The organism is Mesorhizobium sp. B2-3-12, assembly GCF_006442205.1.
Classification (GTDB): Bacteria; Pseudomonadota; Alphaproteobacteria; order Rhizobiales; family Rhizobiaceae; genus Mesorhizobium.
The window spans coordinates 29,319-47,888 of sequence record NZ_VFVR01000005.1 but is presented as its reverse complement, the minus strand read 5'-3'; the positions used below and the strand labels follow the sequence as shown (position 1 = coordinate 47,888).

Annotated in this window: 20 protein-coding genes and 1 tRNA gene; 7 read left to right on the top strand and 14 right to left on the bottom strand. The window is 63.5% G+C overall.

What is annotated here, in order from left to right; translation table 11 throughout:
- Positions 1 to 2 precede the first annotated feature (2 nt).
- Complete coding sequence (locus tag FJ948_RS16080; RefSeq protein WP_140706011.1) at positions 3 to 1,373, top strand: alpha-glucosidase/alpha-galactosidase; 1,371 nt, start codon at positions 3 to 5, stop codon at positions 1,371 to 1,373.
- A gap of 15 nt (positions 1,374 to 1,388) precedes the next feature.
- Here the strand turns inward: FJ948_RS16080 and yacG are convergent, their stop codons facing one another.
- From yacG to FJ948_RS16035, 9 genes are all read right to left on the bottom strand, one after another.
- Entirely contained in the window at positions 1,389 to 1,586 is a 198-nt protein-coding gene (gene yacG, locus FJ948_RS16075; RefSeq protein WP_140706009.1) for a DNA gyrase inhibitor YacG, read from the bottom strand.
- Positions 1,583 to 2,209 carry a Maf-like protein gene (locus tag FJ948_RS16070; RefSeq protein ID WP_140706007.1) on the bottom strand — a complete coding sequence of 209 codons (627 nt, stop codon included), beginning with the start codon at positions 2,207 to 2,209 and terminating at the stop codon, positions 1,583 to 1,585. The genes yacG and FJ948_RS16070 overlap by 4 nt, the downstream gene beginning before the upstream one ends.
- 22 nt (positions 2,210 to 2,231) lie before the next feature.
- Positions 2,232 to 2,450, bottom strand: a complete 219-nt coding sequence (infA, locus tag FJ948_RS16065; protein ID WP_006329283.1) for a translation initiation factor IF-1 — start codon at positions 2,448 to 2,450, stop codon at positions 2,232 to 2,234.
- Positions 2,451 to 2,599: 149 nt separating this feature from the next.
- A complete protein-coding gene (locus tag FJ948_RS16060) occupies positions 2,600 to 3,070 on the bottom strand; it encodes a low molecular weight phosphatase family protein (protein WP_140706005.1) in 471 nt (156 codons plus the stop codon).
- Positions 3,058 to 3,543, bottom strand: a complete 486-nt coding sequence (locus FJ948_RS16055) for a UPF0262 family protein (RefSeq protein ID WP_140706003.1) — start codon at positions 3,541 to 3,543, stop codon at positions 3,058 to 3,060. Before FJ948_RS16055 ends, FJ948_RS16060 begins: the two co-directional genes overlap by 13 nt.
- A gap of 6 nt (positions 3,544 to 3,549) precedes the next feature.
- The gene (hisD, locus tag FJ948_RS16050) at positions 3,550 to 4,842 is read right to left on the bottom strand and encodes a histidinol dehydrogenase (RefSeq protein WP_140706001.1); all 1,293 of its coding nucleotides are present in this window, start codon (positions 4,840 to 4,842) and stop codon (positions 3,550 to 3,552) included.
- A gap of 7 nt (positions 4,843 to 4,849) precedes the next feature.
- Positions 4,850 to 5,281: a DUF2948 family protein gene (locus FJ948_RS16045; RefSeq protein WP_140705999.1), complete on the bottom strand. Its 432-nt coding sequence runs from the start codon at positions 5,279 to 5,281 to the stop codon at positions 4,850 to 4,852.
- Between the two features lie 204 nt (positions 5,282 to 5,485).
- Entirely contained in the window at positions 5,486 to 6,778 is a 1,293-nt protein-coding gene (gene murA, locus FJ948_RS16040) for a UDP-N-acetylglucosamine 1-carboxyvinyltransferase (protein ID WP_140705997.1), read from the bottom strand.
- A gap of 130 nt (positions 6,779 to 6,908) precedes the next feature.
- The gene (locus FJ948_RS16035) at positions 6,909 to 7,139 is read right to left on the bottom strand and encodes a hypothetical protein (protein WP_181173692.1); all 231 of its coding nucleotides are present in this window, start codon (positions 7,137 to 7,139) and stop codon (positions 6,909 to 6,911) included.
- A 108-nt stretch (positions 7,140 to 7,247) separates the two neighbouring features.
- On the opposite strand from FJ948_RS16035, the gene FJ948_RS16030 reads away from it, so the two are divergent.
- The 5 genes from FJ948_RS16030 to FJ948_RS16010 all read left to right on the top strand — a co-directional run bounded on the left by FJ948_RS16030 (position 7,248) and on the right by FJ948_RS16010 (position 12,898).
- Positions 7,248 to 7,322: transfer RNA gene (locus FJ948_RS16030), tRNA-Thr, on the top strand.
- 221 nt (positions 7,323 to 7,543) lie between these two features.
- Positions 7,544 to 8,686, top strand: a complete 1,143-nt coding sequence (locus tag FJ948_RS16025; protein WP_140705993.1) for a hypothetical protein — start codon at positions 7,544 to 7,546, stop codon at positions 8,684 to 8,686.
- Between the two features lie 212 nt (positions 8,687 to 8,898).
- A complete protein-coding gene (locus FJ948_RS16020) occupies positions 8,899 to 10,539 on the top strand; it encodes a DUF882 domain-containing protein (RefSeq protein WP_140705991.1) in 1,641 nt (546 codons plus the stop codon).
- 95 nt (positions 10,540 to 10,634) lie between these two features.
- A complete protein-coding gene (locus FJ948_RS16015; protein WP_140705989.1) occupies positions 10,635 to 11,540 on the top strand; it encodes a MurR/RpiR family transcriptional regulator in 906 nt (301 codons plus the stop codon).
- A gap of 41 nt (positions 11,541 to 11,581) precedes the next feature.
- Positions 11,582 to 12,898, top strand: coding sequence for an ArgE/DapE family deacylase (locus FJ948_RS16010; RefSeq protein ID WP_140705987.1), 1,317 nt, complete (start codon positions 11,582 to 11,584; stop codon positions 12,896 to 12,898).
- Between the two features lie 22 nt (positions 12,899 to 12,920).
- On the opposite strand, the gene FJ948_RS16005 is transcribed toward FJ948_RS16010, so the two are convergent.
- The 5 genes from FJ948_RS16005 to FJ948_RS15985 are packed head-to-tail and all read right to left on the bottom strand — an operon-like array spanning position 12,921 to position 17,542.
- Positions 12,921 to 13,955 carry a branched-chain amino acid ABC transporter permease gene (locus FJ948_RS16005; protein WP_140705985.1) on the bottom strand — a complete coding sequence of 345 codons (1,035 nt, stop codon included), beginning with the start codon at positions 13,953 to 13,955 and terminating at the stop codon, positions 12,921 to 12,923.
- Positions 13,952 to 14,827: a branched-chain amino acid ABC transporter permease gene (locus tag FJ948_RS16000; protein WP_140705983.1), complete on the bottom strand. Its 876-nt coding sequence runs from the start codon at positions 14,825 to 14,827 to the stop codon at positions 13,952 to 13,954. Before FJ948_RS16000 ends, FJ948_RS16005 begins: the two co-directional genes overlap by 4 nt.
- A gap of 9 nt (positions 14,828 to 14,836) precedes the next feature.
- Positions 14,837 to 15,550 carry an ABC transporter ATP-binding protein gene (locus FJ948_RS15995; RefSeq protein ID WP_140705981.1) on the bottom strand — a complete coding sequence of 238 codons (714 nt, stop codon included), beginning with the start codon at positions 15,548 to 15,550 and terminating at the stop codon, positions 14,837 to 14,839.
- Positions 15,547 to 16,284, bottom strand: a complete 738-nt coding sequence (locus FJ948_RS15990; protein ID WP_140705979.1) for an ABC transporter ATP-binding protein — start codon at positions 16,282 to 16,284, stop codon at positions 15,547 to 15,549. Before FJ948_RS15990 ends, FJ948_RS15995 begins: the two co-directional genes overlap by 4 nt.
- A gap of 4 nt (positions 16,285 to 16,288) precedes the next feature.
- On the bottom strand, positions 16,289 to 17,542 hold the full coding sequence (locus tag FJ948_RS15985; RefSeq protein ID WP_140705977.1) for an ABC transporter substrate-binding protein: 1,254 nt from the start codon (positions 17,540 to 17,542) through the stop codon (positions 16,289 to 16,291).
- Between the two features lie 190 nt (positions 17,543 to 17,732).
- Here FJ948_RS15985 and FJ948_RS15980 point away from each other — a divergent pair, with 190 nt between their 5' ends.
- Complete coding sequence (locus FJ948_RS15980) at positions 17,733 to 18,551, top strand: alpha/beta hydrolase (protein ID WP_140705975.1); 819 nt, start codon at positions 17,733 to 17,735, stop codon at positions 18,549 to 18,551.
- Positions 18,552 to 18,570: the final 19 nt, after the last annotated feature.

Genomic DNA, 18,570 nt, shown 5'->3' with positions numbered 1-18,570 from the left:
ACGTGGCAAGACATCCAAGGATCACTTTCATCGGCGCCGGCTCGACCGTGTTCATGAAGAACATTGTCGGCGACGTGCTGCAGCGTCCGGCGCTTTCGGGCGCCACGATCGCGCTGATGGACATCAATCCGCAGCGGCTGGAAGAAAGTGCCGTCGTCGTCAACAAGCTGATCGCCACACTCGGCGTCAAGGCGAAGGCCGAGACCCATACCGACCAGCGCAAGGCACTCGCCGGCGCCGATTTCGTCGTCGTCGCCTTCCAGATCGGCGGTTACGAGCCCTGCACCGTGACGGATTTCGATGTGCCCAAGAAATACGGCCTGCGCCAGACCATCGCCGACACGCTCGGCGTCGGCGGCATCATGCGGGGCCTGAGGACCGTGCCGCATCTTTGGAAGATCTGCGAGGACATGCTCGCCGTCTGCCCGCGGGCGATCATGCTGCAATACGTCAACCCGATGGCGATCAACACCTGGGCCATATCGGAGAAATATCCCGAGATCAGGCAGGTCGGACTGTGCCATTCGGTGCAAGGCACGGCGATGGAGCTCGCGCACGACCTCGACCTTCCCTACGACCAGATCCGCTACCGCTCGGCCGGCATCAACCACATGGCCTTCTACCTGAAATTCGAGCATCGCCAGCCGGACGGATCCTACCGCGACCTCTATCCGGACCTCGTGCGCGCCTATCGCGAGGGCCGGGCACCCAAGGCCGGCTGGAATCCGCGCTGCCCCAACAAGGTGCGCTACGAGATGCTGACGCGGCTGGGCTATTTCGTCACCGAAAGCTCGGAACATTTCGCCGAATACACGCCCTATTTCATCAAGGACGGCCGCCCCGATCTGATCGAGAAATACGGCATTCCGCTCGATGAATATCCCAAGCGCTGCATTGAGCAGATCGAGCGCTGGAAGGACCAGGCGCAGGCCTACCGCTCGGCCCAGCGTATCGAGGTCGAGGAGTCCAAGGAATATGCTTCCTCGATCATGAATTCGGTCTGGACCGGCGAGCCGTCGGTCATCTACGGCAATGTCCGCAACAATGGTTGCATCACCTCGCTGCCGCGCGATTGCGCCGCCGAAGTGCCATGTCTGGTCGACGCGTCCGGCATCCAGCCGACCTATATAGGCGACCTGCCGCCGCAACTGACGGCGCTGATCCGCACCAACATCAATGTGCAGGAACTGACGGTGCGGGCGCTGATGAGCGAAAACCGCGAACACATCTATCACGCCGCGATGATGGACCCGCACACGGCGGCCGAGCTTGATCTCGATCAGATCTGGTCACTGGTCGACGATCTCCTGGCCGCTCACGGCGACTGGCTGCCGGCCTGGGCGCGTGTGAAACGCAAGAACGAAGCCGCCTGACTGGCGGCGCTCGTCTCATTTAGGCTCGTCGACGTCCGGTTCTTCCTCGTCGTCACGGGCCGAGATGACATAGGCGCCCTTCAGCCAGCGGTTGAGGTCGATGTCCTTGCACCGCGTCGAGCAGAACGGATAGGTTTCGCGCGCCGACGGCTTGCCGCATTCCGGGCAAGGGCGCTTGGGCCGCAGGGGCGTGACCTTGTCGTCGAGGCTCATGGTCGCGCGGACGACCAGTTTTGATGGGTCTTGAAACCTTCGCCCGACAGCAGCGCCACCGTTTCATAGAGCGGCAGGCCGACAATGTTGGTGTAGGAGCCGACGAGCTTGACGACGAAGGCGCCGGCCAGGCCCTGGACGGCATAGCCGCCGGCCTTTCCGCGCCACTCGCCCGACGCGACATAGGCGTCGATCTCCTCGCGCGGCAGCCGCTTGAAACGCACCCGCGTCTCGACCAGCCGCTGGCGCAACTTGCCGCCCGGCGTGATCAGGCAGATGCCGGAATAGACCCGGTGCGAACGGCCCGACAACAACCCGAGGCAGTTGGCGGCGTCGTCCAGCGTCTCGGCCTTGGGCAGGATGCGCCGCCCGACGGCGACCACCGTGTCGGCAGCCAGCACGAAGCCCGGCGCATAGTCCGTCTCGGTCTTGAGCGACGCGAACGCCTTTTCGGCCTTTTCCTTCGACAGCCGCTTGGCCAGCGAGCGCGGATGCTCGCCACGCAGCGGCGTTTCGTCGATATCGGCTGGCAGGATGCGGTCCGGCTCGATACCGGCCTGCTGCAAGAGTTCGATGCGGCGGGGCGAACCCGAGGCAAGCACCAGCTTCTGCAAAATGCTCATCGCGTTCGGCCGGGCCTTGATCTTACTTGAAGCGGTAGGTGATGCGGCCCTTGGTCAGGTCGTATGGCGTCATCTCGACCAGAACCTTGTCGCCGGTCAGCACGCGGATGCGGTTCTTGCGCATGCGGCCGGCCGTATGGGCGATGATCTCGTGTTCGTTTTCGAGCTTGACCCTGAACATCGCGTTGGGCAACAATTCCGTGACGATACCCGGAAACTCGAGGACTTCTTCCTTCGGCATTCGATACCTTTGCTTGGATGGCAGTTCCGGCGTCTAGAGCATGATGCCGAAAAGTGTGAAGCGGTTTTCAGACGACATCATGCTCAACTTCCGACTCTGGCCGGAATTTCGGCGGAACCTATATGATAATCGTGCGCTTGTGAACACGCTTAATCCGTCGCGTTTTTTGCTTCGGGAGGCAAAAAACGTCGGCTTATGCGCAACTTCAGCCGCTCGCGCACGTCGCGATAGCTGGCCATGATGTGTTCGCGCGTGCCGCCGGCATCGGTCGGGTCGGGCGTCGGCCAGTATTCCACCTCGACGGCAAGCGAGCGGGTGAGTTCGAGCGCGGCATGGTGCGCTTCCGGCGCCAGCGTCACGATCAGGTCGAAATAATCGTCCTCGAGATCGTCCAATGTCCTGGGATGGCGCTCGCCCAGCGTGAGACCCTCCTCGGCAAGCACGGCATCGACGAACGGGTCGCGCTCGCCGGCGCGCACGCCGGCCGAGGCGACGAAAATCGAGGCGGGCAGCATCCGGCGCGCCAACTGCTCGGCCATTGGCGAGCGCACGGCATTCATGCCGCACAGGAACAGAATCGAACGGGGCAGGGCGCCGGCAGCCAGGATCAGCCCCGCCAGTGCAGCACGCAGACCAGCGTGAACAGCCGCCGCGCCGTGTCGAAGTCGATGTCGATCTTGCCGGAGAGCCGGTCCATCAGCGCCTGCGAGCCCTCATTGTGCAGGCCGCGGCGGCCCATGTCGATCGCCTCGATATGGCTCGGCGTCGAGGAGCGGATGGCGTCGTAATAGCTCTCGCAGATCATGTAGTAATCCTTGACGATGCGCCTGAGCGGCGTCAGCGACAGGATGTGGGTGACGACCGCGGCGCCGTCCTCGCGCGCCACGGCAAAGACCAGACGGGACTCGGCCAGCGACAGCTTCAACCGATAGGGACCCGTGCCGCTGTCGTTGACGGGCTGAAACCTGTTTTCCTCGATCAGGTCGAAGATCGCCACCGCCCGCTCATGCTCGACATCGGGCGTCGAACGGCCGATCGATTCATCGAGTTCGACATCGATCAGTTTTGCGCGGGTTTGATCGGAGCCCGTCATCTCGGCCTACATGTTCAACCGGATGGTGACGGAGCGGCCATGCGCGTCAAGTCCTTCCGCCTGGGCAAGGGCGACGGCCGGTGGCGCCAGAGCGCGCAACTGCTCCGGTCCGAGCTTCAGGATAGAGGTGCGCTTGACGAAATCGAGGACCGAAAGGCCCGACGAGAAACGCGCCGAGCGTGCCGTCGGAAGCACGTGGTTGGAGCCGCCGACATAGTCGCCGATGGCTTCCGGCGTATGGCGGCCGAGAAAGACGGCGCCGGCATTGCGCATCCTGGCCAGGAAGCCCTCGGCATCGTCAATGGCCAGTTCGACATGCTCGGCCGCGATACGGTCGACCAGCGGCAGCGACGCCTCGATGGTCGAAACAAGGATGACGGCGCCGAAGTCGCGCCAGCTCTGCGCCGCCGTCTCGCCGCGCGGCAAGGTCTGCAACTGACGTTCGACCGCCTGTTCGACCGCCTTGCCGAAGGCCGGATCGTCGGTGATCAGGATCGACTGCGCCGACACGTCATGTTCGGCCTGGGCGAGCAGGTCGGCGGCGATCCAGTCCGGATCGTTGTCGCCGTCCGCCACCACGAGCACTTCGGAAGGGCCGGCGATCATGTCGATGCCGACCGTGCCGAACACCTGCCGCTTGGCCGCGGCGACATAGGCATTGCCCGGACCGACGATCTTGGCGACGGGCCTGATCGTCTCGGTTCCGTGGGCAAGCGCCGCGATCGCCTGCGCGCCGCCGACGCGGTAGATTTCCGACACGCCGGCAATATCGGCGGCCACCAGCACCAGCGGGTTGATGACGCCACCAGGAGCCGGCACCACCATGACGATACGCTCGACGCCCGCCACTCCCGCCGGGATGGCGTTCATCAGCACGGAACTCGGATAGCTCGCCGTGCCGCCTGGCACATAGAGCCCGACCGCTTCGATCGCGGTCCAGCGCCAGCCGAGTTCAACGCCGGCCGCATCCGTGAAACGGTCGTCCTTGGGTCGCTGCCGCTCGTGATAGGCGCGGATGCGATCGCGCGCGAATTCGAGTGCTTCGATGGTGCTGGGATCGGCGGTCTTGTAGGCCTGGGCGACATCGTCCTTCGAGACGGCGATGCCGAGACTGCCTAGGTCGGCACGGTCGAATGTCATCGTGTAGTCGATCAGTGCCGCGTCGCCCTCGGCGCGCACGCGCGCGATGATCCGCCGGACCGCGGTATCGACGTCCTCCGACACCTCCCGCTTGGTCGTCAGAAAGGCAGCAAAACGCTGCTCGAAATCGGCGTCGGACTGGGCAAGCGTGATGGCCATCGTATGCTCAAGCCTTATGCACGGGGCGCGACGTGGCTTCCCACGCACCGCCGATATCGGCAAGGCGGGCCTCGATGCATTCGACATCGAGCATGATGGTGCCGCCGCCGGAAAAAATCAGTTCGACGATGCCGGCCGGCTTGCTGATCTCGATGAAGCTGATCGCCAGCAGAGAGAGGATTTCGGCCGGCTTGTCGCGGGCGATGCCATTTGTCTTGGCGCCCAGCACGCGGTCGAAATGCAGCACGGCCTGCCGTCGCTCATTGTGTTGGCGAAACAGGCCGGATCTGGCCTCCCACACGAAACGGTTCATGGTCAGCACGAAACGCTTGGCCTTGGGCAGGAATTCGAGGTCACTGACTTTGAGCACAGCGTCCTGGACGTGAGCCGAAACAATGCTCAGATCCTGGTCGTCGAGCGCGATAAGCTTGAGGGCCATGCGGATTTCACACCTAAAGGTTGGCAATTCAGCCTTTCTGTTAGGCGGTCTTTCCGATCGGTGCAACCGCGACAGGGACCCCGCTGGAGGCAATTGCCTCAGGTTTTGCGCTGCCCCTCATCGCCCTGTCGGTCACTTCTCCCTGTATGGCGACGGGGAGAAGGACGCCTTCGCCGATGATTTTCGCCAAGCGACTGGAGATCGCTAGGCTGAAATGCGCTCGATCACCGCACCGCAATTGGAGAGCTTTTCCTCCAGCCGCTCGAAGCCGCGGTCGAGATGGTAGACACGGTTGACCGTGGTCTCGCCTTCTGCAGCGAGACCGGCGATGACCAGCGAGACGGAGGCGCGAAGATCGGTCGCCATGACCGGCGCGCCCTTCAGTTTGGCCACGCCGTCGACGATCGCGGTCTGGCCCGAAAGCGTGATGTGGGCGCCGAGCCGGGCCAGTTCCTGGACGTGCATGAAGCGGTTTTCGAAGATCGTCTCGGTGATGCGGGATTTGCCCTTGGCCATGGTCATCAGGCCCATGAACTGTGCCTGCAGGTCGGTCGGGAAGGCTGGGAAGGGCGCCGTCGTCACGTCGACTGGCGAAATCCCGGCGCCGTTGCGCTTCACGCGGATGCCGGAATTGGTCTGCGTGATCTCCGCGCCCGTCTGCGAAATCACGTCGAGCGCCGTCTGCAGCAGCTCCGGCCGTGCGCCTTCGAGCACGACGTCGCCGCCGGTCATCGCCACGGCCATGGCATAGGTGCCGGTCTCGATGCGGTCGGGGATGACGCGCACGCGCGCCCCCGACAGCGCTTCGACGCCGTCGATGGTAATGGTCGGCGTGCCGGCGCCCGAAATCCTGGCGCCCATGGCGTTGAGGCATTCGGCGAGGTTGACGATCTCGGGTTCGCAGGCGGCGTTTTCGAGCACCGTCTCGCCCTTGGCGAGCGATGCCGCCATCATCAGCACATGGGTGGCGCCGACCGAGACCTTGGGGAATACGTAGCGGTTGCCGACAAGGCGGCCGTTCTTCGTCTTGGCGATGACATAGCCGGTGTCGACGTCGAGATCGGCGCCCAGCGCCTGCAGGCCTTCGAGGAACAGGTCGACCGGCCGCGTGCCGATGGCGCAGCCGCCGGGCAGCGACACCTTGGCCTCGCCCATGCGGGCCAGCAGCGGCCCGATCACCCAGAACGAGGCACGCATCTTGGACACCAGTTCGTAAGGGGCTGTCGTGTCGACGATGTTGCGAGCGGAGAAATTGATGGTGCGCGAATAGCCCTCATTCTGCTTCTCGCGGCGGCCGTTGACCGAATAGTCGACGCCGTGATTGCCGAGGATGCGGATCAGTTGCTCGACATCCGCCAGATGCGGCACGTTTTCGAGTGTCAGCGTGTCGTCGGTCAGAAGCGAGGCGATCATCAGCGGCAAGGCGGCATTTTTCGCGCCGGAGATCGGAATGCTTCCGGCAAGCTTGTTGCCGCCGACGATTCTGATGCGATCCATTGGAGAATGTCCCTCTCGGCCAGAAAAAGGCCGGTTCAATCGTTTGAGTATCGGCCCGTCTAGACCATCGGGCAGTTTGGTTCAAGAAATAGGATTTCGCCGACCCCAGGCCAAGAGTGGCCGATTTGAGTTAATCTTTTTGTATTTCCTTTGCCGCGCCGAGCCCGTCGGGCCGCTTGTCGGCGTCGCCACTACGGCGCGAGCGCGACTGCGCCTTGCGCTTCTGCAGATTGGCGCGCAATTGCTCCGCGAGCCGGTTCTTGCGGATCGTTTCGCTGTTTTTCGGTGAATTCGTCTTGTCGCTCATCGTCTCCGCCCCGGCTGGCGACCAGCCACCCCGCCATTCAGGGATAGCCAACATTGTGGCGCCGCCATGTCAACAAAAGCTATCCGGCAAAGGCTTTCACACAAGCGCTGTTCTTGGCCTTGCGCTTGCCGGTTCGATATGGCAGAAGCCCCGCCATTGGCGGCTGCGGTAGCTCAGTGGTAGAGCACTCCCTTGGTAAGGGAGAGGTCGAGAGTTCAATCCTCTCTCGCAGCACCAGATCTCCCTGGCTTTGACGAATCGGCCCATTCTGGTTCCCCCGGCACGCGTCGGATGTGTCCTGTTCGGCGGATCGGAGCAGGTCCGCAATTGGCATCTCGCCATGCGCCTCAATGCGGTCGCCGGTCTCGTGGCAATGGCCGGCTGATCGTTTTCGCTCGCCGACGGCTTGTCTGGCGCCCGGGTCGATGGCTAAATGATCGAGCACAGGGGAAGGTAATATGGCACTTCACCTTTCGGCGGATGCCCCAGCGTCAGCCGCGGCCACGCCGCAAAAATATCTCTTTGGACCGTTCATCGACTTTTTCATGCTTGGCGGAAGCGCGCTTCTGATCCTGCCGGTCCTGTATTTTGTGCCTCTCAGGTACGAAGCTACCCTGACGCTGGCGATGTTCTTGCTGTCCCACCTCATAAACCAGCCGCACTTTGGTCATTCATACCAGATCTTCTACCGCGATTTCGCGCGCAAGATACGCGGCGACGGCTACGGCCGGAATCTCCAGATCCGTTATGTCATTGCCGGCATCGTCGTCCCGTTGGCCATGATTGCCTTCTTTGCCTATGGCTCGCTGACGGGGAACGCCCGGCTGCTCGGCTACGCGACCAACGCGATGGGCTTTTTCGTGGGCTGGCACTACGTCAAGCAAGGCTACGGCATGCTGATGGTGGACGCCGTGCTGAAGCGCAAATTCTTCAGCGAGCAGGACAAGAAGGTGTTGCTGTTCAACGGCTACGCCGTGTGGCTGTTCGCATGGCTCCAGACAAACGTGGTGATCACCGAAAGGCAATTCTGGGGTCTGGATTATTACACGTTCGCGGTCCCGCCATGGCTCATCACCATCGCCATGTCGATCGCGGCTGCTTCCTCGGCGGCTACCGCCGTGATGTTCATCAATCGCTGGCGCAAGCATGGTGGGGCGCTGCCTTATAATGGCGTCGTCGCCTATGTCGTGTCGCTCTATGCCTGGATCCTGTTCGTGACGCTGAACCCTCTCTGGCTGCTGGTGGTGCCGGCGCTCCATTCATTGCAGTACCTGGCCGTGGTCTGGCGCTACCAGACCAATGTCGAGCGCGACCGTCCGGACGCCGTCGAGAGGCCGGCATGGAAGGTCCTGTCCATTCTTGGACCTCTGTACAGGCTGCGCGTGCTGGCGTTCATCGTCGTGGGCGGCATTCTTGGCGCGCTCGGCTTCTGGCTGGTGCCGATGGCGCTGATCGACCTGGTGCCTTACGACAAGGCGGTGCTCGGCTCGTCGCTTTTCCTCTTCATCGCCTGGATATTCATCAACGTTCATCACTATTTCCTGGACAATGTGATGTGGCGGCGCGGCAACCCGGAAGTCTCGAAATATCTGTTCCGCTGAGGCGATTGATTGAATTCACCGTGGGACGGCCCATGCCGGGCACCGACACAATTCGTTAACCAAGATGCTGTTCATCGACATGACGGGTTTGGGACGGATTCCCGTCTGCCCCGGGTCGAACCCATGCCTTCTCGGGTCGAGACCGCCAAGAAAGAAGGCTCCGCATCAGGCGAAGACGTCAAATCGCCTGAAACAAAAACAATGTGCAAGGCATGAACGTGATTGAAAGCCAACAAAACGCGCCCGGCGCTTCCCATAGTTGGGCACGCTTGCCGGCCCTCCTGGTTGCATTCCTTTGCATGTGCGTCACCGATGCGTTCGGCGAAACGCGGGCCCTGCGAATTCAGCATCTCCACACGGGCGAGAAGGCGGAGATCGTTTTCAAACGCGATGGACGTTACGATCAGGCGGGATTGAAGAAGATCAATTTCATGCTGCGCGACTGGCGCCGCAACGAGCCGACCAGGATGGATCCGCGCCTGCTCGACCTGGTCTGGCAGGCCTACCGCGCCAGCGGCTCGAACAGCTATATCCATGTGGTCAGCGCCTATCGTTCGCCGGCGACCAACGCCATGCTGCGCGGCCGCTCCAAAGGGGTGGCCCGGGAAAGCCAGCATATGGTCGGCCGCGCCATGGACTTCTTCCTGCCGGACGTGCCGCTGAAGAAATTGCGTGACATCGGCCTCAAGATGCAGGGCGGCGGCGTCGGCTATTATCCGACCTCCGGTTCGCCTTTCATCCACATGGACGTCGGCAATGTGCGGCATTGGCCGGGCATCAGCCGCCAGGAACTCGCCAGGGTCTTCCCGAACGGCAACACGCTGCATGTGCCGAGCGACGGCAAGCCGCTGCCTGGCTACGAGCAGGCGTTTGCCGCCTACAAATCGCGCAAGGCCGGCGGCACGCCCAACATCGAGCTGGCAAGCGCGGACGCCGGCCAGCGCAGGCCGGCGCGTGGCCTGCTGGCGACGCTGTTGGGCGGGCGCGGCGCGGATGAAGCCGATGACGCCGCTGAAGCGGCGCCGGCGCCACGCAAGCCGGCCAAGCCGGTTGAACCCAAATCCGTTGAACCAAAATCAGTTGAACACAGGACGGCCGGACAGGGCATCGCCATTGTGGCGCCGGAGGTTGCCCAGCGGGCGGATATCCAGATGGCTTCCGACCGCCCGGCTGAAGAAACGCCCGCGAAGACGCCCGAAGCGATCGTCATGGCGCTGGCGCCTCGTGCGGTGCCGTTGCCCGCCTTCGCACCGCGCGCCGGGCTCGTGGCCAGCACCCCGACCCCGCAGCCGGAACCGCTCCAGGCGGCGGGCGCAGCCACGGCGCGGGCCGAACAGGCGGCGCCCGACGCCGAGATTCTATCGGCCAAGGCGGGTGCTCCCGCGATCGCCGCGCCGGACATGGTGGCGCTCAACATTCCCTTGCCGACATGGCGGCCGGAGGGCCAGACAGGCTTGGCGCGTCAGGCGGAGGCCGCCAAATCCACCGATGCAATCGGTGCCTTGCTGGCCATGCATCATCCCGATGGCGGCCTCGATCGGCCGGCCGCTCAGCGCATTGCAGTCCCTGCATCGAAGTCAGAAGATCGTGTCAGGACCAGCCCCAAGGCCGACCGTGTCCAGCCACGTGTCGATCCCAAGGCCACCGCCGTCATAGCGCCCCCGGCGTCGACCGGCCGGCCGGTTGCGGCTGCTCATAGCATTGCCGGCGGAGCCGGATCGGCCGCCAATTTCATCCGCACCACGCCGGAGCAGGTTTATCTCGAGGGGTTCCGGCCCCGGGGACAGACCTCCGATCACCGCCGCTTTGCCGGCTCCGCGGTCAAGTTCCTGCCCATCGCCAGCTTCAAATAGGTCGCCTGTCCTGTTCTGTAAGATATTTTCCAAATTTGACAATCGGACATGAAATTGTAAGATAATCGTCTTCCCGTCAGCGAGAGGCGATGACCATGTCGATCCGCGAAGAACTGGCCAACACCACCTTGGCGTTCACATCGGCGGAAGAAAAAATCGTGCAGGTCCTGCTCGCCGATTATCCGATGTCCGGCCTGGGAACGGCGACCCGGCTGGCGCGGCGCGCGGGCGTCAGTGACCCGAGCGTGACACGGCTGATGACCAAGCTCGGCTATGTCGGTTTCGCGGATTTCCAGGCGCGGTTGCTCACGGAGGTGGAATCCCGGCTGCACTCGCCGCTTTTGATGATGGAGGCCAAGCGTCCCGGCGGCTCCAGCGAAGGCACCGCGCTCGCCTACTTCCATTCGGTTTCCGACAGTCTGGAGCGCACGCGCACGGCGGTGCCGCTGCAGGCCTATACGCGAGCCGTCAACCTGTTGCTCGAGACAAAGGGCCAGGTCGTGCTGCTGGGCGGTCGTTTCAGCCGGCATATCGCCTCCATGCTTGCTGGCTACCTCCTGCAGTTCCGCTCCGGCGTGCGCGACATCGGTTCGCTCAGCCCCGCCGATTTCGACCTGTTGATCGACCTTGGCAAGCGCGACCTTCTCGTCGTCTTCGACTACCGGCGCTACCAGTCGGATGTGGTGAGCTTTGCGCAGCAGGCGCATGAACGCGGCGTTTCCGTCCTGCTTTTCACCGATGTGTGGCTGTCGCCGATCGCTGACATCGCCGACCTGACCATGGTCGCGGCGATCGACGCCAACTCGCCCTTCGACACGCTGGCGACCGCCGTGGCCCAGATGGAGACCGTTTTCGCCCACGCGCTGGAAGGCCATGGCGCCGGGGTGCGCAAGCGCATCGAGGATATCGAGAAGATCCGCAGCGCCAATGCCGTTACCCTCGATGCCGCTCTGTCGCCGTCCGATACCGAAACCGCCAAACCAAGAACCCCGAGGAAATAGCGTCGAAACGCCCAGGGCGGCGATGCGAGAAAGGAATAGCCATGGCTGACACCCAGACGATCATCGATGCCGTGCAGGCTGAAATCGAGGCCGACCGCGACTGGCTGATCGGCCTGGTCCGCGACATGGTCCGCATCCCGTCGGTCAATCCCAAATTCGAAGCCAATCCGGCGATCAACCGCGAGGCGGACGTCCAGGCGCTGCTCGAACCGGTCCTCAAGCAGGATGGCTTCCGCACCGAGCAGTGGGACGCCTTGCCCGGTCGGCCCAATCTGGTCGGCGAATGGGCCGGAAACGAGGAGCGCAGCCTGATCCTGTGCGGCCATATCGACGTGGTGCCGGTCGGCGAGATGAAGGATTGGTCGGTCGACCCCTTCGGTGGCGAGGTCACCGATGGCCGTCTCTATGGCCGTGGCGCGGTCGACATGAAGGGCGGCGTCGCGGCTTGTGTCGCTGCCGCGCACGCGATCCGCAAGGCCGGCATCACGCTGCAGGGGCGGCTGGCGATCCACTCCGTCGTCGACGAGGAGGCCGGCGGTTTCGGCGCCATGGACGCGGTCAGGAAAGGCAAGCTTGCCAAGGCGGTGCTGGTCGCCGAGCCGACCTGGGGCGATGTCCTGCCGGTCGAGGGCGGGCTCGAATGGGCGCGGGTGACGATCCGTGGTCGCAATGCGCATTCGGCGCTGCGTTACAATGAAATCTATCCGCAGAGACACGACAAGGACCGGCTGAAGCCGGGCGTCAACGCGATCGAGATCGCAGCCCGCTTCATCGCCGCCGTTCGCCAATACGAGCTGGACCGGACGCGGGCGAAATCCCACCCGCTGCTGCCAGTCGGCATGAACACGATCAACATCGGGGTCATGCATGGCGGAACGGGCCTCGGCGAGCACGGCCTGCCGACGGTGATGACCAATCCGGCCATCATTCCCGATGTCGCGGTGCTCGACCTCGACATGAAATTCCTGCCCGATGAAACCTCGGCCGAATACCGCCGCGACTTCGAGACGTTTGTCCATCATTTCGCGCAGGCCGACGCCTGGCTGCGCGACAACCCGCCTGTCATCCAGTGGGAGCTCGGCGGGCTGCATTTCCCGCCCATGAACACCCCGGTCGATCATCCTCTGGTGACGTCGCTGATGCAGCGAAAGGCCGCCATCGGCAAGGCGCCGAAGACAAGCGGCTTCGTCGCCGTCTGCGATGCCGCGCACTATGCCGGCGCTGGCGTCGACGGCGTCATCTTCGGCCCATCGGGCGATGGTTTCCATGGCGCCAACGAATATGTCGAGGTGGAATCGGTGGTCGAGACCGCCAAGGTGATCGCCGCTTCGGTGATCGACTGGTGCGGCGTGCGCTGAGAGACGTAATCTTTCCAGGCGGTCAGGCCGGGCGTTTGATCCGCCCGGCGACAACATTCCATGCCGACTTGATCATGCCGGCCAGTCCGCTCGGATAGGCCAGCATCACGCCGATGATCAGCACCGCCGTGATGATCGGACGCCATGCGCCGAAATCGGCCATCCACTCGGCGAAGATCGTCAGCACGAACGAGGCGATGATGGCGCCGTAGATCGTGCTGGTGCCACCCAGCAGCACCATCGACAGGATGATGGTCGCCAGACTCATGCCGAACACGTCGATCGAGGCATTGCGCTGGTAGGCGGCGTAGAAGGCGCCGGCGATGCCGGTGAAGAAGGCGCTTGCCGCGAGCGTCAGCATGCGCTGGCGCACGATCGAGACGCCGCGGCTGATGGCGTATTCCTCATTGTCGCGCAGCGCCACGATGCTGGCGCCGGTGCGCGAACGCACGAACACGCGCAGGAACAGCGTGCTCGCCACCAGCAGCGCCAGCGCGATGTAGAAATAGGCTAATTTGGCGTCGCGGACCATGTTGTGGTCGAACCAGTAGAGGCCGGGAATGCGCACCAGCCCTTGCGTGCCGCCGGTAATGTCGGACTGGCTGAGGATGACCTGCATGATGAGCTGCGCGAAGCCGAAGGTGACCAGGATGATATAGATGCCCTTCAGCCGCAGGATCGGGATGGTCACCACGATCGCCGCCAGGGTGGCGATGACACCGCTGGCGAGGAGCGCGATCCAGGGGTCGAGTCCGGCCAGTTTGGTGAGCAGGCTGTAGGCGTAGACGCCGATGCCGAACAGCGCCAGATGGCCGAAGTTGAAGACGCCGCCATAGCCGAGGCTGAGATCCCAGTTGGACGCCACGATGGCATAGATGAAGGCCATGATCAGGATGTGGCGGGCATAGGTGTCGCCGAAGAGCAGCGGCAGCAGCGCCAGCATGGTGAAGCCGAGCACGAAACCGACGGCCTCGTGCTTCCACGGCGTGCGGCCGGGCGCGACCGGGTTTGCCGCCGCCATCCGTATCTGGGTGATTGGAGAGGTCGTGTCGGTCATGCGAGGCCTCGCGAGCGGCTGGCGAAAATGCCCTCGGGGCGCACCATCAGGGTCAGGATCAGCACGCCGAATAGCAGCGCCGGCGTCCAGTAGAGACCGAAATAATAGCTGCAGGCGGCCTCGAAGAAGCCGATCAGATAGGCGGCGAAGATCGGGCCCGATATGCTCGATATGCCGCCGAAGACGACAACGATCAGCGCCTTGAGCAGCGGGTCCGAGCCCATGACCGGCGACATGAAGCGATAGCCGCCCATGAAGATGCCGGCGAGCCCCGCCAGCGAGGCGGCGATGGCGAAGGCCAGGCCATAGAGCGCGGTGACGTTGAGACCAACCAGATGGCTCGCATCCTCGTTCTGCGCCACGGCGCGCAATGCCAGTCCGAGCCGCGTGCGGTTGAGGAACATCCACAGCGCCGCCAGGATCAGCGGCGTGATGACGATGATGGCGATCTGGTGCAACGAAACGCCGACACCGCCGATCGTGGTGTTGCCGTCGATGAGCGCCGGGATCTGCTTGGAGCGCGGCCCCCAGATGGTGAGCGCGCCGTTCTCGATCAGCGATCCGGCGGCAAGCGTGGTGATGACGACGACCAGCACGATGTTGGGCCGGCCGATCAGCGGCCGCACGACGCTCGCCTGCAGGATCCAGCCGACGCCGGCCATGACGACGACGGCGATGGGAAAGGCCACCGCCGCCGGCAGGCCGAGTTCAACCAGCTGCCAGGCGATGTAGGCCCCCAGCATCATGAACACGCCATGGCTGAAGTTGAACACGCCGATCGTCGTCCAGACCAAAGCGAGCCCGACCGCCATCATGGCGTAGAGCGAGCCCTGGAACAGGCCGCCGAACAGGATTTCCGCCAATGCGCTCATCTTGGAATCCTAGTGGCCAAAATACATCGACATGATCTCGCCGTGGTCGAGGCTTTCGCCCGGCTTGATCTCGGTTGCCACCGCGCCGTGATTGACGAGGTAGAGTTGCTGCGTCAGCTCCAGCAGGAATTCGATGTCCTGCTCGACGACGATGAGCGGCACGCCGCCGCGCGAAATGTCCATAACGGAGGCGCAGAGCTCGTCCTTGATCTTGGGCGCCAGCCCAAGCGTCGGCTCGTCGAGGATCAGCAGGCGCGGATGGCTCATCAGTGCGGTACCGATCGACACCATCTGGCGCTCGCCGCCCGACAGCGTGCGCACGCGCTGGCGCCAGCGTTCGGCGAGTTTCGGGAACAGCTTGACCACCTTCTCGCGGTTCTCCGCCTCATGCGGGCGGGCGCGCGGCGAATAGGCGCCCAGCGCCATGCAGTCGGCGATGGAGAGATCGGGAAATAGCCGGTTGCCCTGCGGCACATGGATCAGGCCGGTACCGACGATGGCGCGGGCGCTGAGGCCCGATATGTCCTGTCCGTCGAATTGGATGCGGCCGCTTTTGGCCTGCAGCAGCCCGGAGATGGCACGCAACAAGGTCGTCTTGCCATGACCGTTCGGCCCGAACAGGCCGACATTGCCGAAGCGCCCGGCCTCCAGCGAAATGTCGTGCAGCACGGTGACGCGGCCATAGCCGGCGGTGATGCCTTCGACGGTGAGAATAGGGTTCACGCCACCGCTCTCCGGGTTCCGAGATAGGCCTCGATGACGCGCGGGTCGGCGATCACGCTCTCCGGCTCGCCGGCGGCGAGCACGCGGCCATTGTTGAGCACCAGCAGATGCCGCGACAGGCTCATCAGGAAGGTCAGCACATGTTCGATCAGGAGAATGGTGATGCCGCGCTCTGCGGTGCGGCGGATCAGACCGATCGACGTCTCGATCTCGGGCTTGGTCAGGCTCGACGCCGGCTCGTCGAGCAAAAGCATGCGGGGCTGCATGGCGATCGCGGTGGCAAGCATCAGGCATTTGCGTTCGAAGACGGAAAGCTCGCCGGCCAGCCGCCCGAACGACGCTGATCCCAGACCGACGAATTCCAACGCCTCGGCCGCGGCATCGCGGGCCGCCGCGGCCGTCTTCTCCTGCTTGCCATAGCTCGCGCCGATCAGCGCGTTCTCGAACACGGTCAGCCCGTCGAAACTGGTCTCGCGCTGAAAGGTGCGGGCAAGGCCAAGGCGCGCGATGGCATGCCCCGGCTTGCCGTTGATGGCGGTCCCGTTAAAGCGGATGTTGCCCCTGTCCGGCCCGAACGGGATGCCGGTGATGATGTTGAACAGCGTGCTCTTGCCGCTGCCGTTCGGGCCGGCGATACCGAAGATTTCGCCGGCCTCGACCTTGAACGACACGCCATCGACGGCCTTCAGCGAACCGAAGGCCTTCGACACGTCGTCCAGTTCAAGCAATGCCATTAGCCTATTGCATCCACGGCTGCGGCTTGAAGGCGCCGGTGGCGTATTTCTCCGGCGAGATCAACGTGCGCTGGCCATCCCAGATCTGGAAGAAGGTGATCGGGATATAGTCGTCGCCCTGCGTGGCGAGATGCGTGGCGGGATCGAATTTCAGCCGGCCTTCCGCAACCTGCTTGTCGGTCTCCGACAGCGCCTTCATGATCGCCGCATGGTCGGATGCGCCGCCGACTTTCTTGACCGCGTCGAAATAGACATTGGTCATTTCGTAGAGGCCGACGCCGTAGGTGCCGCTCTCGACGCCGTATTTCGCCTTGAACTTGGCCGCTACCTCGTCGGCACGCGGGTTCTTAGGTGTGGTCAGCGCGCCGCCGAGAAGATTGTAGATGACGCCGTTCGACTTCTTGCCGGTCAGTTCGACGAATTCCGGAACGCTCGGCGCATATTGCAGGAAGACCAGGCTCTTGGTCGGCTGCTCGAGGAACTGGTTCAGGAACGATGCCGAATTGCCCGGCAGATAGTCGGTGTTGATGACGACGTCGGGAACGTTCTCGCGCACCTTGGCGAGGATCGAGCGCCAGTCGGTCACCTCGCCGAACGGCACGATCTCGTCGACGGTGATGGTCCAGCCCTTCTCCTTGAAGGTCTTCTTCATGCCTTCCGAGATGGTTTTCGAATAGGCGTTGTCGGAGGAGATGATGGCGACCTTCTTGGTCGGCAAGGTGATCTTGCCGTCGGCAGCGAGCTTCTCGACGAAAAGGGTGACGTCGGTGTTGTAGGCGTCGAACGACGGCGTCAGCGACCAGCAGCACATGTATTTGTCTGGGTTCGGGGCGATGATGTCCCTGGTCTGCTGCGAGGTGGCCGCCAGCATGTAGGGCATCTCGGCCTCGGCCATGTTGTCGATCTCGAAATTGGTCAGGCTGGCGTAGCCGGTGAGCATGAACTGCACACCAGGATCGCCAAGCAGGCGCTCGACCGCGCTGGTGACGTTGCCGGCCGACTGATCCTTGACGTCGCCGACCACCAGTTCGAACGTGTTGCCGGCAACGCCGCCGGCCGCATTCGCCTCGTCGATCGCCATCTGCACGCCACGCTGGAACTCCTGGCCGTCGGCCGCGGCGGGGCCGGTGATCGGCGCCAGCAGGCCGATCTTGACGACATCGGCGAAAGCGGGCGCGCTTGCGGTGGCGAATGCCGCAATCAGGGCCGTGCTCATCAGCATATGGCGGATTCTGTTGCCTGCGGATTTGGATTTCATCGTGCCGTTCCCTGTTTTCCTCCCGTTCATCGGGAGTTGGATAATTGACAATCTACGCATAATTGTTCTTATTTGAAAAGGATTTTTCAACGCAACCTGACCGGGAAGACGGTTCCCGCAAAGGTATAGAAGCCATGGCGCTTTGCTGCGCATCTGCACTAAAACAAGGCAAGTCCAGACGGAGCCGACCATGACGACCTCGCAGAAGACCCTTGAAACCAGCCACGGCAAGATCGCCGTTCGCGAGACCGACGGCAAAGGCACCGCCGTGCTGCTGATCCACGGCAATTCGTCGTCAAGCGCGGTCTTCCGCAACCAGCTCGAGAGCCCGCTGGGCGACCGCTACCACATGATCGCTCCCGATCTGCCCGGCCACGGCGCATCCGGCGACGCCATCGATCCCGATCGCTCCTACAGCATGGAAGGCTACGCCGATGCGATGACCGAAGTGTTGGGATTGCTCGGGGTCGGCAAGGCCATCGTCTTCGGCTGGTCGCTCGGCGGCCATATCGGGCTGGAGATGATCGACCGTTATCCCGGCCTGCTTGGCCTGATGATCACGGGCACCCCGCCGGTATCGCCAGAGGAGGTCGGCAACGGTTTCAAGCAGAGTCCTCATATGCACCTTGCCGGGCAGGAAACCTTCAGCGCCGACGATGTCGAGGCCTATGCGCGCAGCACCTGCGGCGAACCGTTCGAGCCGTTCCTGATCGACACGGTGGCGCGCACCGACGGGCGGGCGCGGCGCCTGATGTTCGAGAAGTTCGCCGCCGGCACCGGCCGCAACCAGCGCGAGATCGTCGCCGGCAAGACGCCGCCGATCGGCGTGCTCAACGGCGTCGACGAACCGTTCGTCAACACCGATTTCCTCGCGGCGGTCAAGTTTTCCAATTTGTGGGAAGGCAAGGCGCATCTGCTCGACAAATCGGGCCACGCGCCGTTCTGGGATTCACCCGACCGCTTTAATCCGATCTTCGCCCGCTTCCTGGCGAGCGTGGATCAGGCATAGACCCGCCACAAGGCCACCG